The organism is bacterium (assembly GCA_040754625.1).
In the GTDB taxonomy this organism is placed as follows: Bacteria; JACRDZ01; JAQUKH01; order JAQUKH01; family JAQUKH01; genus JAQUKH01.
Window position 1 is genome coordinate 19,536 of record JBFMCF010000090.1, and the last position, 14,635, is coordinate 34,170.

The 14,635-nt window shown below is 39.3% G+C and carries 13 protein-coding genes; all 13 read left to right on the forward strand.

Going from position 1 to position 14,635, the window contains the following annotated elements; translation table 11 throughout:
• The 13 genes from ftsW (at position 1) to AB1498_08120 (ending at position 14,630) form a co-directional block, all read left to right on the forward strand.
• Complete coding sequence (gene ftsW, locus AB1498_08060; GenBank protein MEW6088242.1) at positions 1 to 1,092, forward strand: putative lipid II flippase FtsW; 1,092 nt, start codon at positions 1 to 3, stop codon at positions 1,090 to 1,092.
• 8 nt (positions 1,093 to 1,100) lie between these two features.
• Complete coding sequence (gene murG / locus AB1498_08065) at positions 1,101 to 2,189, forward strand: undecaprenyldiphospho-muramoylpentapeptide beta-N-acetylglucosaminyltransferase (GenBank protein ID MEW6088243.1); 1,089 nt, start codon at positions 1,101 to 1,103, stop codon at positions 2,187 to 2,189.
• A gap of 105 nt (positions 2,190 to 2,294) precedes the next feature.
• Positions 2,295 to 3,689 (forward strand): UDP-N-acetylmuramate--L-alanine ligase, encoded by a 1,395-nt coding sequence (gene murC / locus AB1498_08070; protein ID MEW6088244.1) that lies wholly within the window; start codon positions 2,295 to 2,297, stop codon positions 3,687 to 3,689.
• A gap of 3 nt (positions 3,690 to 3,692) precedes the next feature.
• Positions 3,693 to 4,631: a D-alanine--D-alanine ligase gene (locus AB1498_08075; protein MEW6088245.1), complete on the forward strand. Its 939-nt coding sequence runs from the start codon at positions 3,693 to 3,695 to the stop codon at positions 4,629 to 4,631.
• Positions 4,628 to 5,473 (forward strand): FtsQ-type POTRA domain-containing protein, encoded by an 846-nt coding sequence (locus AB1498_08080; GenBank protein ID MEW6088246.1) that lies wholly within the window; start codon positions 4,628 to 4,630, stop codon positions 5,471 to 5,473. Before AB1498_08075 ends, AB1498_08080 begins: the two co-directional genes overlap by 4 nt.
• An 87-nt stretch (positions 5,474 to 5,560) precedes the next feature.
• Positions 5,561 to 6,796 carry a cell division protein FtsA gene (gene ftsA / locus AB1498_08085; GenBank protein MEW6088247.1) on the forward strand — a complete coding sequence of 412 codons (1,236 nt, stop codon included), beginning with the start codon at positions 5,561 to 5,563 and terminating at the stop codon, positions 6,794 to 6,796.
• Between the two features lie 80 nt (positions 6,797 to 6,876).
• Positions 6,877 to 7,998 (forward strand): cell division protein FtsZ, encoded by a 1,122-nt coding sequence (ftsZ, locus tag AB1498_08090; protein ID MEW6088248.1) that lies wholly within the window; start codon positions 6,877 to 6,879, stop codon positions 7,996 to 7,998.
• 177 nt (positions 7,999 to 8,175) lie between these two features.
• A complete protein-coding gene (locus tag AB1498_08095) occupies positions 8,176 to 8,556 on the forward strand; it encodes a clan AA aspartic protease (protein ID MEW6088249.1) in 381 nt (126 codons plus the stop codon).
• 113 nt (positions 8,557 to 8,669) lie between these two features.
• Complete coding sequence (locus AB1498_08100; GenBank protein MEW6088250.1) at positions 8,670 to 9,128, forward strand: putative molybdenum carrier protein; 459 nt, start codon at positions 8,670 to 8,672, stop codon at positions 9,126 to 9,128.
• Positions 9,129 to 9,347: 219 nt separating this feature from the next.
• A complete protein-coding gene (locus tag AB1498_08105; protein MEW6088251.1) occupies positions 9,348 to 10,946 on the forward strand; it encodes a radical SAM protein in 1,599 nt (532 codons plus the stop codon).
• Between the two features lie 72 nt (positions 10,947 to 11,018).
• On the forward strand, positions 11,019 to 12,410 hold the full coding sequence (locus AB1498_08110; protein ID MEW6088252.1) for a 4Fe-4S binding protein: 1,392 nt from the start codon (positions 11,019 to 11,021) through the stop codon (positions 12,408 to 12,410).
• A 67-nt stretch (positions 12,411 to 12,477) separates the two neighbouring features.
• Positions 12,478 to 14,040 (forward strand): murein biosynthesis integral membrane protein MurJ, encoded by a 1,563-nt coding sequence (gene murJ / locus AB1498_08115; protein MEW6088253.1) that lies wholly within the window; start codon positions 12,478 to 12,480, stop codon positions 14,038 to 14,040.
• Positions 14,041 to 14,060: 20 nt separating this feature from the next.
• The gene (locus tag AB1498_08120) at positions 14,061 to 14,630 is read left to right on the forward strand and encodes a cohesin domain-containing protein (protein ID MEW6088254.1); all 570 of its coding nucleotides are present in this window, start codon (positions 14,061 to 14,063) and stop codon (positions 14,628 to 14,630) included.
• Positions 14,631 to 14,635 lie beyond the last annotated feature (5 nt).

Below are 14,635 nucleotides of genomic sequence, written 5' to 3' on the forward strand. Positions count from 1 at the left end.
ATGGCGGCCAGGAAAGTATCGGATTATAAGCTTTTTCTTATTGTTCTTGTCCTGATAAGTATAGGTATTATTATGATTTACAGCGCAAGCGCAATGATAGCTTATGAAAATTTTGGCGATAGTTATTATTTCCTGAAAAAACAATTGGTCTGGTTTTTAATCGGGCTGTTTTTTGTTTTGATTACTGTAAACATAGATTATCATTTTTGGGAAAAAATCAGCAAGCCGCTTTTGATTTTCGGTTTAATTCTTTTAGGAGTTGTTTTAATACCGCGCGCAAGCAAAGAAATCGGAATCGCAAGACGGTGGATTGAAATCGGCGGATTCAGGTTCCAGCCTACGGAATTGATAAAACTTGTTATTGTAATTTATATGGCAGGTTCACTATCGAGGAAACAACGTGAAGTGGAAGTTTCTTTTTCCGCGTGGTTTCAGGATTTGGTAATAATAGGATTTATTTGCGGATTAGTTGTATTACAGCCTGATTTTGGGACGGCGGTGATTTTGGCAGGCACGGTTTTAATAATGTTTTTTGCGGCGGGAGTCAAAATTGTTCATCTTTTAAGCATTGGATTGGCCTGCCTGCCTGTGCTTTATTTTCTTATATTCAACAGCGCTTACCGTATGAAAAGGTTTTTGGCGTTTTTTGATCCGTGGCAGGACCCCCAGGCTTCCGGATTCCAGATTATACAGTCTTTTTTAGCGTTTGGTTCCGGCGGGACTTTTGGTCTCGGGTTGGGTGAAAGCAGGCAAAAACTATTTTATCTGCCTGAGGCGCATACGGATTTCATTTTTTCCATAATCGGCGAGGAGCTTGGTTTTGCCGGGTCACTGGTAGTTGTTATTATTTTTATCGGGTTCATATTGCGCGCGGGAAGGATTGTTTTTAAAGCGAGAGACAATTTTGGATGTTTTCTTAGTTTAGGAATATTGACTGTAATAGGATTGGAATTTTTGGTCAATATCGGAGTGGTCCTTGGATTATTGCCGACAAAGGGGACACCGCTTCCTTTTATAAGTTACGGCGGGTCTTCGCTGATATTTACCATGGCGTCAGTAGGAATTTTATTAAATATATCAAAAGAAAGCTAATTGCAGGTATGTCAAAAAGAATACTTATTGCAGCAGGCGGGACGGGCGGGCATATTTATCCGGCAATTGTTCTGGGACATGAATTGCAAAACGAATTCAATCTGAATGTTTTTTTTGCCGGCACAAAAAAAGGTATCGGGAAAGATATTTTTACAAGAGAAAAATTTAGATTTGAGTTATTTGATATTGACGGACTAAGCAGGAAATTTAATTTTTCGCTTTTTTCCGGTTTCTGGAAATTGATAAAGGTTTTTTTAAAAGCGTTATTTTTATTCAATAAATTTAAGCCGGATGTTGTAATAGGAATGGGGGGATATGTTACTCCCCCCATAGTTTTAGCGGCGATTTTATACAATATCCCCACAGTCATACATGAACAGAACGTTATTCCCGGGTTAGCCAACAGGTTTTTAAACAAACTGGTTGATCAAACAACAATCGCTTTCCCGGAGGCACGGCGTTTTTTTAAAAATGCAATTATTACCGGGAACCCTGTTAGATCGACCATTGAACTTGTGAAAAAAGAAACGGGAATACGTAACCTGAATTTAGAGCATGGAAAAATTACTCTTTTTATTTTTGGAGGCAGCCAGGGGAGCCATAATCTTAATGAGATTTTTAGAGATACTTTAGTATTATTGGAAAGAAAAGGGCTGGAATTACAATTTATTATAATGACAGGGGAAAATGACTGGGAAAAAATGGATGAGTTTTGCCGCGGCCTTCGTTTTAAATCAGTTGTCCGGCCGTTTTTTTATAATATTGAAGACGCGTATGCGGCGAGCGATTTAATAATTTCCCGCGCGGGGGCATTAAGTATTTCAGAAATTTGTGCCAGCGGGAAACCGGCAATATTTATTCCTTATCCTTACGCGGCAGGGAATCATCAGTATTTCAACGCGAAAAGGCTTGAAGAAAAAGGCGGGGGTATAATTATTGAGGAAAAGGAACTGGCCCCGGAAAAGCTCGCGAAGGCGATTTCTGATTTGCTGGATAATAAGGCAGGATTAATAAGAATGGGCGAGCGAAACAGCGGATTGTATCAAAAAGGCGCTTCCAGGATTCTTGCTTTAAATGTTTTGGCGCTGATAAAATAAAAAACGTGAAGTCTAAAACGTTAAACGTAAAATGAAAATCTAAATATTTTTTAATATTTTACTTTTTACGATTCACGTTTTACGTTTAACGATAAAGGAGTTTACATGCTTCCAAGAGACCGTAAAATACATTTTGTCGGAATCGGCGGTTCAGGTATGAGCGGGATTGCCGAAGTTTTGCTTAACCTGGGGTTTCAGGTTACGGGTTCGGATTTAAAAAGCAGCCAGGTTACAAAAAGGCTGGAAGATTTAGGCGGGGGGATATTTTATTCACATGAGAGAGGAAATATTAATAATGCGGATGTTGTTGTCATGTCTTCAGCGGTTGCATATGATAATCCGGAGATAATTGCCGCGTTGGAAAAAAAAGTACCGGTTATACCGCGCGCCGAAATGCTGGCTGAAATAATGCGGATGAAGTCAGGGATTGCTATCGCAGGGTCCCATGGGAAAACGACTACAACCTCTTTTATTGGTTCTATTCTGGTAAAAGCTGAAATGGACCCGACTATTGTTAACGGGGGTATTTTTAATAGTTTGGGTACAAATGCAAAATTAGGGCAGGGAGATTATTTTGTCGCGGAAGCAGATGAAAGTGACGGTTCTTTTCTTCTGCTTTCTCCTGTTTTCGCGATTGTCACGAATATCGATTTGGAACATCTTGATTATTACAGGGATTTAGATCATATAAAAGATACTTATCTTCGGTTTATTAATAAAGTGCCTTTTTACGGTAGCAGTATAATCTGCCTGGATGAACCAAATATTCAAAGCATTATTCCCCGCATAAAAAAGAAATTTATTACATATGGATTAAAAACACAGGCTGATATGGTGGCCAAGAATATACAGATAGAGCCGATGAATATACAGTTTGATGTATTTTATCACGATAAAAATCTTGGCAAATTTAGTTTGCATGCCGCAGGAATTCATAATGTTGATAATGCGTTGGCCGCAATTACCTGCGCATTGGAATTGGGTATAGATATTGAAAAAATCAGGGAGACGCTTTTAGAATTCAAAGGCGTTAAACGGCGTTTTCAGATTAAGGCGGAAATCGGCGGCATTATGATAATCGATGATTACGGACATCATCCGACGGAAATAGAAGCAACCCTGAATGCCGCGAGGACAGGATGGGGAAGAAGAATTGTTCTTGCTTTTCAGCCCCATCGTTTTACAAGGACCAAGGCCTTGCTTGAACAGTTCGGGCGGTGCTTTTACCAGGCGGATGAATTGATTATAGGGCCTATTTATCCGGCGGGTGAAAAACCTATTCCCGGCATAACAGGTGAATCAATAGTAGAATCAGCTAAAAAGTACGGTCAGAAAAATGTCCGGTATATCCCGGAAAAGAATAAGATTCTTGAATATATTTTATCAATTGTCAGGCAGGGGGACATGGTTTTTACCATGGGCGCGGGGGATATATGGGAGGTGGGCGAGAATCTGATTGAAAAATTAAAATACAGAAATTTTATTTTTATGCCGAAATAAAAAATGAATAAAAAAAATATTAAAGAGATAAAAATCGGAGTGCTCGCCGGCGGAAATTCTTCTGAAAGAGAAATCTCTCTTTTAAGCGGTAAGGCCGTAAAAAAAGCGCTTGATGAATTGGGTTTAAAAAATAAATTCATCGATGTCGATAAGAATATTGTTTTTAAGTTAAAACGAACAGGAATTGATATTGCCTTTTTGGTTTTGCACGGGCCGGGCGGCGAGGATGGAACTATCCAGGGACTGTTGGAAATAATAGGTATTCCCTATACAGGTTCGGGTGTATTGGCTTCCGCCGCCGGGATGGATAAAATTTTTACCAAGCAGATACTGGTTGCAAATAATATAGAAACACCAAAATTCAGGATTTTGGAATCCGGCACGGCCGCGGCGGTTGGCGGAGCGCCACGGCTGAAATTACCGTTTGTCGTTAAACCGTCCCTGCAGGGATCGGCAGTCGGAGTCAGTATTGTTTCTAAAAAGTCCGAAGTTAAAAAGGCGGTAGACATTGCTTTTTCTTATGATAAAAAAATTTTAATAGAAGAATATATCCCGGGTAAAGAAATAACAGTCGGTATTCTCGGAGACGATGCTTTGCCGGTCGTGGAGATAGTCCCGAAAAATAAATTTTATGATTTTGAGTCAAAATACAAAAAAGGGATGTCGGAACATATTGTTCCCGCGAGGCTCCCGGGCGCTGTGTATAAAGAGGCACAGGGGATTGCGTTGAAAGTCCACAGGACACTGGGATGCCGTGATGTCTCGAGGATAGATATGATTTATAATCCCGGGAAAGGTTTATATGTCCTTGAAATAAATACTATCCCGGGAATGACAAATGTGAGCCTGCTTCCTGATGCGGCGAAAGCGGCAGGTGTTGATTTTAATGAAATGGTAAACCGTATAGTTATTCTGGCGGCTAAACGGGCGGGGTTAATATGAAATATGACAAAAATGTATATTTAACAAAACGGCGGCATTCAGACACCGAGCGGCTGGAGTCAAGAATAAAGTTTTTTAAGTCGCTGGGGAAGACACTGATGTTTTTGGTTGGGACAGCAATGGTTGTTTCTTTATTTTGGATAACACGCAATTTTGTTCTGGTCGCCCCGTATTTTAATGTTAAAAACATTGTTGTTACAGGCAATAACGCTGTTTCAAAAGACGATATAATAAAATCAGCCGGTATATCACAGGGGCAGAATATTTTTAAATTAAATTTAGTCAAAATTCAATACAAGATTAAGGAAAATCCTTTATTTGATAAGGTATATGTTAAAAGGTCACCCCCCGGCAGAATAGAAATTCAGGTAGAAGAAAGGAAACCGGTGGCATTTTTTAATTTGAAAGGGGATTTTTATTTGGTTTCTGAAAATGGCATAATTTTTAAAAAATTATCATCAGTTATTTATGAGAACCTTCCGATAATAACTAATATAAATTTGAAGAATATTATTTTAGGCAGTGAAACTAATTCTGTTAATCTCAATACGGGGCTGAAAATAATAAAAGATATAAAGGACATCCAGCCTGATTTTCTGGATTACGTCTCGGAAATAAATGCGGGGGACGTAAACGAAATTATTATTTATACTGACAGGGGGATAAAAATAAAGGCCGATAAAGATACAGATAAAAATAAGTGGCTTTATGTGAACAGGGTGATTGGTATCGCAGACACAGATAAAATTCCGGTTGGTTATTTAGACGTCCGTTATAACAAACAAATTGTATTAAAACCGGCAGAAAAATTAAATATAAATAATATAAAACGTAAAACGTGAAATGTAAAATGTGAAACGTAAGAAGTTAAAAATTTTATTTGCTTTTAACGTTTAACGTTTTACATTTTACGAATACAAGGAGAGTTTATGGCAAAAGAAAAAATAATTGCGGGATTGGATATAGGAACATCAAAGATTGCCACTGTTGTGGCAAAGGCCGATGATAATAAAAAAGACATAGAGATAATCGGTGTGGGTTTATCGGAATCTTCAGGAATAAAAAAAGGCATGGTGATAAATCTAGAAGCAGTAACTTCCGCTGTGGAGAAGTCAGTAAGCAGCGCTGAGGAAATGGCAGGGTTAAGAATAAACAAAGTATACGCCGGAATTTCAGGTTCTCATATAAAAGGTATAAACAGCAGGGGGGCGATAAATGTCCAGCGTCCGGACAAAGAAATAACAAAGTTTGACGTGAACCGTGTTTTAGAGGCCGCCCAGACAGTATCAATTCCTGTTGACAGGGAGATTATTCATATTCTGCCGCAGGATTTTATTGTAGATGAGCAATGCGGGATATCCGAGCCTGTAGGTATGGCTGGGAATAAACTTGAAGCGGAAGTGCATATAGTTATCGGGGCCGTAACATCTCTCCAGAATTTAATCAGGTGTATTAATGAGGCTGGAATTGAGGTTGAGGAAATAGCTCTTGAACCGCTGGTTTCAAGTTACGCGGTTTTGACCGAGGATGAAAAAAGATTGGGTGTGGTCCTCGCGGATTTAGGGGGCGGGACAACGGATATTGCCGTTTTTGCTAATGGCATATTAAGACATACCGCTGTTATTCCTGTAGGAGGTGACCACCTTACGAATGATCTGTCAGTAGGCCTGCGTATTCCAATCAGCGAGGCCGAACGGATAAAAAAAGAATACTGCAGGGCTATGTGCTGTGATGAAGACAAAAATGAAACTGTTGGCATTTCCGGGGCAGGCGAGCAGGGGGAACGCGTGTTCTCGGAAAAAGAAATTTCTTATATTATTAAACCAAGGCTCGAAGAAATTTTTTGGCTTATTCATAATGAAGTGAGAAATTCAGGGTTTGAGGAATTAATTGCCTCAGGATTAGTCATTACCGGCGGGACATCACAAATGAAAAATATTGACAAATTGGGGGAAAGGATTTTCTCTTTACCCGTAAGAAAAGGTGTGCCGAATAAAAGTATAAAAGGATTGTATGAACTTATCAATAGTCCAATTTATTCCACAAGTGTAGGGCTTATTCATTATGCATGGAAAAAGCATTGTGAAGATGAAAGTAAAAATGAATTAAATATATTTGAAAAAACATTTAATAAACTTGGGGCTTTAATCAGGGCGCTGCCATAGCGCGAAAGGCTGAAGAGCTGAAGGCTGAAGTATTAAAATAAGGGTACTCCAGAATTCAGAACTATTTATAGGAGGATAAAATGTTAGAATTCAGTAATGAATTTGAAAAATCGGCTTCGATTAAAGTTATTGGAGTTGGCGGCGGCGGCGGTAACGCGGTTAACAGGATGATTGACGCAAAAATGCAGGGTGTTGAATTCATTGCGGTCAATACTGATTTACAGGACTTGCGCGCTTCCCAGGCTAATGTCAAGATACATGTTGGCGAAAAGGTCACCCGCGGGTTGGGGGCAGGGTCAAGCCCCGAGCTCGGTGAAAAAGCTGCGATAGAAGACAAGACAAAAATATCCGAGGCAATTGAAGGTGCGGATATGCTTTTTATTACTGCAGGGATGGGCGGCGGAACAGGAACAGGCGCGGCCCCTGTTATAGCACAGCTTGCTAAAGAAAAAGGAATTTTAACAGTAGCAGTTGTCACAAAACCGTTTTATTTTGAAGGCAAAAAAAGAATTGTCCACGCAGACGAGGGATTGAAAAAATTGACCCAGTACGTTGATACTCTTATTACTATTCCTAACCAGAGGCTTCTCTCGGTCGTTGGAAAAAATATACCGATTATTGATGCCTTTAAAGTTGCCGATGATGTTTTGAGGAGCGCGGTACAGGGTATTTCAGATTTGATTACTGTTCCCGGATTGATAAATTTGGATTTTGCCGATGTCAGGACGATTATGTCGGGTATGGGTGATGCCCTGATGGGGACTGGCTCGGCGGCGGGTGAAGGACGGGCCTTGAAAGCGGCCCAGCAGGCCATTACCAACCCGCTTTTGGAAGACGCGACTATAAACGGCGCGAAGGGAATCCTTATTAATATAACAGGCGGCCCGGAAATGACTTTACACGAGGTCAGTGAAGCCGCTAATTTGATAAATGATTCGGCTGACGCGTCCGCGCATATAATTTTTGGGGCGGTAATTAATGAAGACTGCAGGGACGAAGTAAGAGTAACGGTCATTGCAACAGGTTTTGAAAGGCCTTCCCGGAAAAAAGGATTTGGAAAAGAACAGTATAATATTGACTATTTAAAAAACGCGGGGCACCAGGTTTTTGAAAAACGGGAAGGTTTAAAAGTTGAACCGGGTTTAGCAAACTTTTTGGAAGACAGCCTGGATATACCCACTTTTTTAAGAGACAAACGGTGATGGATAAACGTAGAGACAAGGCATTGCCTTGTCTCTACTAAATTTTACCCTGGTTTCTATATTTAGAGGCCGGGGTTTTTTGTTTGAAAAACAAAAAATGTGACAAGAATTTAATAAAATGTTATAATATTTTTGGCGGTAGCGGAGTATAATAAAATGTATAGAAAGGAGAATAAAATGGGATTAGTAATTGCAAAAATAATACTTAAAAATCCAAGAGAAAAAAGTCTTAAACCGGTGGAAGTTACCGCGCTTGCTGACACGGGATCAGTTCATCTTTGTATTCCCGACCATATAAGAATTCAGTTGAAATTGGAAGAAATAGATAAAAAAGAGGCCACATTAGCCGATGGAAGCAAGAAACTTGTTTCTTACGTCGGTCCTATTGAAATCAGATTTAAAAACCGGGTTGGTTTTGCAGGGGCGTTAGTAATGGGCGACCAGATACTTCTGGGTGCGATTCCCATGGAAGACATGGATCTGGTTATAATTCCTAACAAAAGAACTATCGATGTGAATCCCGACAGCCCCAACATTGCCACTTCAATCGCAAAATAAAATTTTAAAAGTTTACCCAAAAGCGCTTGCCAATCAGGAGTTACATCGCCTTGCCCAGAGGGTGTTGGAATAAGCTGTTTTTTAAAATCATTAATCATGTATAATATTATAATATGCTTAAAATAATCTCCGGCGGACAAACAGGGGCTGACAGGGCAGGACTGGATGTTGCCATAGCCCTGGGGCTGGAATATGGCGGGTCATTGCCGAAGGGCAGGATGACGGAAGACGGCCCGCTGGACTTGAAATATAAGTCCATGACTGAACTGGATATTGACAGCTATTCAATGCGGACAGAAAAAAACGTTAAAGACAGCGATGTGACATTGATATTTGTGGACGGACCCGCCGGTGAAGGCACTGTATTTACCATTGAACTGTGCAAAAAACTCAACAAACCATATCTTTTAATAAATTTTACTCATGATAAGGACTATATTAATATGATAACCGGGTGGATAAAGACAATTAAACCAGGAGTATTGAATATTGCCGGTTCGAGAGAAAGCGGTGCGCCCGGAATTTACGATAAAACATACAGGGTTCTTTATAAAGCGTTAAAAATGTTATAATAATGACGACATATTTGATGTTAAACGAAATAATCTCGACAAATCATCTTCTCCTATGAAATTGATTGAAATAGGCAAGGGCGGCTTTGACTTTGACCCTGAATTTTGAAGAAAAATAATGAGACGGCACGGCTTCTCAGGCCGGATGACGCGTTCAAATAAAGATATTTTAAAATTTCCCGTGTAATCCAAATCTCTGATATAATTTTCACAAATCATATGATCAGCAACAGAGAATTATTAAAGAGCGAAAAAGGACCTGAATACAGCCCGTATGGCAAAAATATCAAGGCCGCTCTGGCGTACCCGAATTTTTATCCGGTTGGAATGTCCAGCCTCGGTTTCCAGACAATTTATCACCTCCTGAATTCCTTCAATAACGTTTACTGTGAAAGAATATTTTTAAGCGAGGATGAAAAACAGTCTTCATTCGAAACAAAACAGTCTTTAAACAGTTTTAATTTTCTTTTCTTCTCATTATCATTTGAGGGTGATTATCCAAATACCGTGAAAATACTGGAAAAAGGGAATATCCCTGTTTTTGCCAGCGGGCGCGACGAAACACACCCTCTGGTTGCCGGCGGCGGGGTATGCGTTTTTTTAAACCCTGAGCCTGTCGCCGGATTTTTTGATTATTTTGTAATCGGCGAGGCGGAGGAAGTATTAAATAAGCTGATTGATATTTATGCAAAAAATTACCCTGACGGTTTTAAAACAAAAATGGACCGTGAATCATATTTGAAAGATATCTCAAAAATTGAAGGTGTTTATGTGCCCGAATTTTACGACTTTATTTATAACGATAAAAATGAGATAGCTTCCGTTGAAATACAAAACGGCGCGCCGTCTAAGATAAAAAGGCTTTTTATCAAAGACCTGGACAGCCTTCCGGTTTTGCCTCAAATAACCAGCCCTTTTTCCGAATTCAGGAATATGTTTCTTATCGAGATTGGAAGGGGATGTCCTTACCAGTGTAATTTCTGCGGGGCAACATCTGTCTATAAGCCCTATCGTTATAGAAGCTTGGAATCTATAAAAAAAATTGTCCTTGAACAGGGGAATATAGAATCGTTCGGATTAATAAGCCCCGCTGTGTCATGTTATCCTGAGATGGATGAACTATTTGATTTCTTTTCTTTAAAAAATTCCAGGATATCGTTTTCGTCATTGAGGATAGATAAAATTGATGATAAATTGGCCCATCTTCTGTCCCAGAACAATCAAAAGACAATAACATTGGCCCCTGAATGCGGTTCACAGAGGATGAGAAATATGGTCAATAAAAAAATAAAAGAGGGGGATATACTCCAGGCCGTAGAAAACCTGGCCGAAAATAAAATAAAAAATATTAAGTTGTATTTTATGATCGGACTTCCCGGGGAAACACAGGAGGACATATTTGCCATTTATGCCTTGACACAAAAAATCAGAGATGTTACAATAAAAATTTATAAAAATACGAAAAATCTGGTTAAAATAACAATTCATATTACTCCTTACGTGCCGAAACCTCATACTCCATGGCAAGATGTTTGTATGAGCAGTGAGGAGGATTTAAAATCGAAATTGCATTTTTTACAAAAGGCTATTTCCGGCTTAGGATCAATCAAACTGGAAACAGAAGATGTAAAAAGTGCGATTTTGCAGTCAATTTTTTCCCGCGGGGACAGAAGATTAGCCGGTTTTATAAAAGCGTTGTCCCGGACAGAAAATAAAAATTGGAAAATAACAGGTAAAAATATGAAATTTATATGGCAAAAATATTTATCGACAGAACATTACGGTAAAATTTTGCCATGGAAACTTATTAGTGAATAGTTGCCGGTGAATAGTCGATAGTAATATATTATTATGGCTAATAACTGTTCACTATTTACTAAATACTAAATTATGCCTCAGATATTCAAGAGAAGAATCGAAAATAGAAACCAGCACATGATATTTTTTACCAGTATGGTAATTCTTTTCCTTACTGGTTATTTTAAAAGTATTCCAAAATCATGGATAAATTATCTCGGGGACAGCAGGCTTTTCTGGTCGCAGATTAGCGGGATTCTCCATAGAATAGCGGCGTTTGCGTTTATCGCGTCTTCTCTTTACCATCTGAAATTTTTGTTTGTCAGTTCTGACGGCCGGTCCAATTTCAAAAACCTGATATTTACCAAACAGGATCTGGTTGATTTCTGGATACATCTTTTATCTTCACTGCATTTGACAAAGAAAAAACTTGTAAGAAAGCGTTTTTATTATAATGAAAAATGCGATTACTGGATTGTTTTCCAGGGTACTATAGCTTTTATTATTACAGGAACAATCCTCTGGCTGGAAGAATATTTCGGGAAATTTATTATCGATATTTCCTACATTATTCATAATAAGGAGGCGTTGTGGGGAGTTTATACCATTATCGTCTGGCATTTTTTCAACCTTCATCCCGAATTTTATCTTTACGCGCGTGAAGATGCGCAGCCATGCGGCCGCGACGAATGCGTGTTCTGCGGGATTTGTGATTTGTTAACACAGGACAAAGACAGCCTTAACGCATTCTTGAGCGGGGATAAACAGGTGGACAGCCTGACAAAAACATATACTCTGAATTTATGTATTGGTGATGTATTGACAAGAGCGAATAAATTAAAAGAAAAAGGCATTACTACCTGCAAAGAGGGTGCGGCCGCTTTAGCTTCTGATGCAACGGTTTGCCAGTATGGTTGTATAGGTTTAGGCGATTGTGTGGCGGTCTGCAGGACGCACGCCAGGTATTTTGACTCCAGCGGAAGGGGGATGATAAACAATTCGTTATGCACCGGGTGCGAGGAGTGTATAAGGGTATGCCCGCGAAACCTTATTATCATGTATCCCAAAGAAAAACGCGTACATATTCCGTGCCGTTCGCTGGACAAAGGTACAAAGGTCAGGGAGGTATGCGCTGTCGGATGTCTGGGGTGCGGGATTTGTGTTAAATTCTGTCCTGTCCAGGCAATTACCCTGGAAAATAACCTGGCAAGACTTGATTATGAGAAATGCATTGAGTGCGGTATTTGCGCCGCCAAGTGTCCTCACAAGACTATTGTAGATTTGGCAGGCCCGAGGGCGAAAGTTAAAATTGAAACAAGCGGATGCACCGGATGTTCGGAATGTGTGAAGGTATGCCCCGTGAAAGCCATCCAGCCCGACGCTGAAAACGCCGGTAAATTCAAAGTATTGGAAGATAAATGTATCGGGTGTAAGATTTGCATTGATAAATGCCCTCCAAAATGTATTAAAATAGTGAATAGTTGATAGTGAATAAAAAAAATAAAATATTTTATACACTATAAACTAACTACTATTCACTGTTAACTATTTTATGTCCACAAAAAAGCACCTGATTAAATCGACGACAATTATAAGCTTGAGTACAATCCTGAGCAGGATTTTTGGCTTTATACGCGATATGATTATCGCTAAATTCCTCGGGACAGGGCTGGTTGCGGATGCCTTTCTTGCAAGTTTCAGCATCCCGAATATGCTGAGGCACCTGATGGGGGAAGGAGTTTTGAGCGCGGGGCTTGTCCCTGTTTTTACCGAATCAATTGAAAAAAAGGGAAAACAAGATACAAATGCGTTAATGAACAGCGTTTTTTGGATGATTTTGCTTGTTTCAATTTTTATTACCCTCGCGGTGGTTTTTTTTACGCCCTTTCTCGTAAAATTGGTTGTCCCAGGTTTTATCTCTTCCCCCGAAAAATTAAATTTAACTATTAAGACAACAAGGTTTTTGATGCCTTATTTAATTTTTATCGGGCTTTCGTCTTGGATAATAGGGATTTTACATTCATACAAGCATTTTTTTATCCCTGCCATTTCGTCCGCCGTTTTTAATTTCGGGATTATTATTTCATCTTTGTTTTTAGGGATTTTTTTCCACAGGCCCCTGGAGGGGATAGTGGCAGGCGTGGTTTTAGGCGGTATTATGCAGGTTTTGGTTCAATGGCCTCTCCTTTTCCGGAGCGGATTCGAGATCCAGTTTATATTCTGGCACCCGTCAATAAAAAGAATTATAAAGATGGTCGGGCCGGCTGTTTTCGCGCTGGCAGTTACTGAAATCAATATTGCCGTCACAAGGATTTTTGCCTCGTCGGCGTCTTTAGCGGGAGAGGGGGCGATTTCCATTTTATATTACGCAAGCAGGCTGATCCAGCTCCCGATGGGAATTTTTACAGCGGCTATTTCAACAGCCATTTTGCCGACACTTTCAAGCCAGTTTATTGAAGGGGATATTGAAAAAGTAAAACTTACTGTTTTTTACGCGTTCCGGTTCGCGTTATTTATTGTAATCCCGGCCGCAACAGGGCTTATTGTTTTACGTGTTCCTATTATCCGGCTTTTATTTGAAAGAGGGGCCTTTGGCCCGGCTGCCACACAGCAGACTGCTTCGGCGCTTTTGTTTTACAGTGCTGGAATATTAGGTTATGCAGGAGTGAAAATAATCACTCCTGTTTTTTATTCACTGGGGGATACTTTCACGCCTGCAAAAATAGCGTTAACAATGCTTGGGACAAGCGTTTTGTTGGATTTTATTTTAGTCCGGATGATGAAATTCCCGGGCCTGGCACTCAGCGTGTCGATTTCAAATTTTATTCAGCTTGCGCTTTTAATTATCTTTTTAAAAAAGAAAATCGGGGCCATGGGGTTTAAAAATATTTTATTGCCATTAAGCAAAGTAATAATAATTTCTTCAATAATGGGAATAAGTTGCTTTTGGTTATTTAATTTTATAGAGAAATTTATTGTTTTGGATTTAGCAAGCCAGATTTTTGAAGTGGGGATATGTATATCTTCCGGAGCAATAATATTCTTATTTTTAAGCTATATTTTTAAACTGAAAGAAATGGAGATTCTTAAAGAAATAATTGGCAAAAGAGGTTAAAAAATGTTATAATATTATGAATGATAATAGATAAGCAAAAAGCAGCTACGTTTTTATTATGGATAGAAGTATTAATGCTTCCAGGCTGCAAATGCGGCTCTTCTTCCGATTCAGATATTTCCAATTTCCAGGCTAATTTTTTCCCGGCTAATAATCCAGGCAGTGGTTCCATTTATTTAAGTGAATTAAAAAGTGAAAGGGGAAGTCTTACTTTAGGGGTTAATGCTAAAGATGTCGGGGAGATAAATACCGTTTATTTTGATTTAGTGTATAATCCTTCTGTAATAAATTACTCAGGCAGTGAAGAGGGGGATTTTTTTAAATCAGGCGGGCAGTCTACCTCTGGTTTCCAGGTTTCGTTACAAAATAAAACAGAGGGACGGATTTATGTCGCCATAAATGTGTTAAATAACTCCCCCGTAAAAGGAAGCGGATTAATTGGAAAAATAACATTTATTCCAATTGCGGAAGAAAACTTCGCTGTAATTTTTGAGAATAATAAATTATTGAGATATAACTCGTCTTCCCTGGAATCTTTTGAGATAACAGGTGACTGGTTTGGGGGGGGGATTATAAGTAAAAGGATATAGCCGAT

Excerpts from the sequence above, each read along its gene's own strand:
- ftsW (MEW6088242.1), top strand. The coding sequence starts at position 1 with ATGGCGGCCAGGAAAGTATCGGATTATAAGCTTTTTCTTATTGTTCTT.
- AB1498_08095 (MEW6088249.1), top strand. The coding sequence starts at position 8,176 with ATGGGATTAGTAATTGCAAAAATAATACTTAAAAATCCAAGAGAAAAA.
- AB1498_08105 (MEW6088251.1), top strand. The coding sequence starts at position 9,348 with ATGATCAGCAACAGAGAATTATTAAAGAGCGAAAAAGGACCTGAATAC.
- AB1498_08080 (MEW6088246.1), top strand. The coding sequence starts at position 4,628 with ATGAAATATGACAAAAATGTATATTTAACAAAACGGCGGCATTCAGAC.
- AB1498_08110 (MEW6088252.1), top strand. The coding sequence starts at position 11,019 with ATGCCTCAGATATTCAAGAGAAGAATCGAAAATAGAAACCAGCACATG.
- AB1498_08100 (MEW6088250.1), top strand. The coding sequence starts at position 8,670 with ATGCTTAAAATAATCTCCGGCGGACAAACAGGGGCTGACAGGGCAGGA.
- murG (MEW6088243.1), top strand. The coding sequence starts at position 1,101 with ATGTCAAAAAGAATACTTATTGCAGCAGGCGGGACGGGCGGGCATATT.
- ftsA (MEW6088247.1), top strand. The coding sequence starts at position 5,561 with ATGGCAAAAGAAAAAATAATTGCGGGATTGGATATAGGAACATCAAAG.
- murJ (MEW6088253.1), top strand. The coding sequence starts at position 12,478 with ATGTCCACAAAAAAGCACCTGATTAAATCGACGACAATTATAAGCTTG.
- AB1498_08075 (MEW6088245.1), top strand. The coding sequence starts at position 3,693 with ATGAATAAAAAAAATATTAAAGAGATAAAAATCGGAGTGCTCGCCGGC.
- murC (MEW6088244.1), top strand. The coding sequence starts at position 2,295 with ATGCTTCCAAGAGACCGTAAAATACATTTTGTCGGAATCGGCGGTTCA.
- ftsZ (MEW6088248.1), top strand. The coding sequence starts at position 6,877 with ATGTTAGAATTCAGTAATGAATTTGAAAAATCGGCTTCGATTAAAGTT.
- AB1498_08120 (MEW6088254.1), top strand. The coding sequence starts at position 14,061 with ATGATAATAGATAAGCAAAAAGCAGCTACGTTTTTATTATGGATAGAA.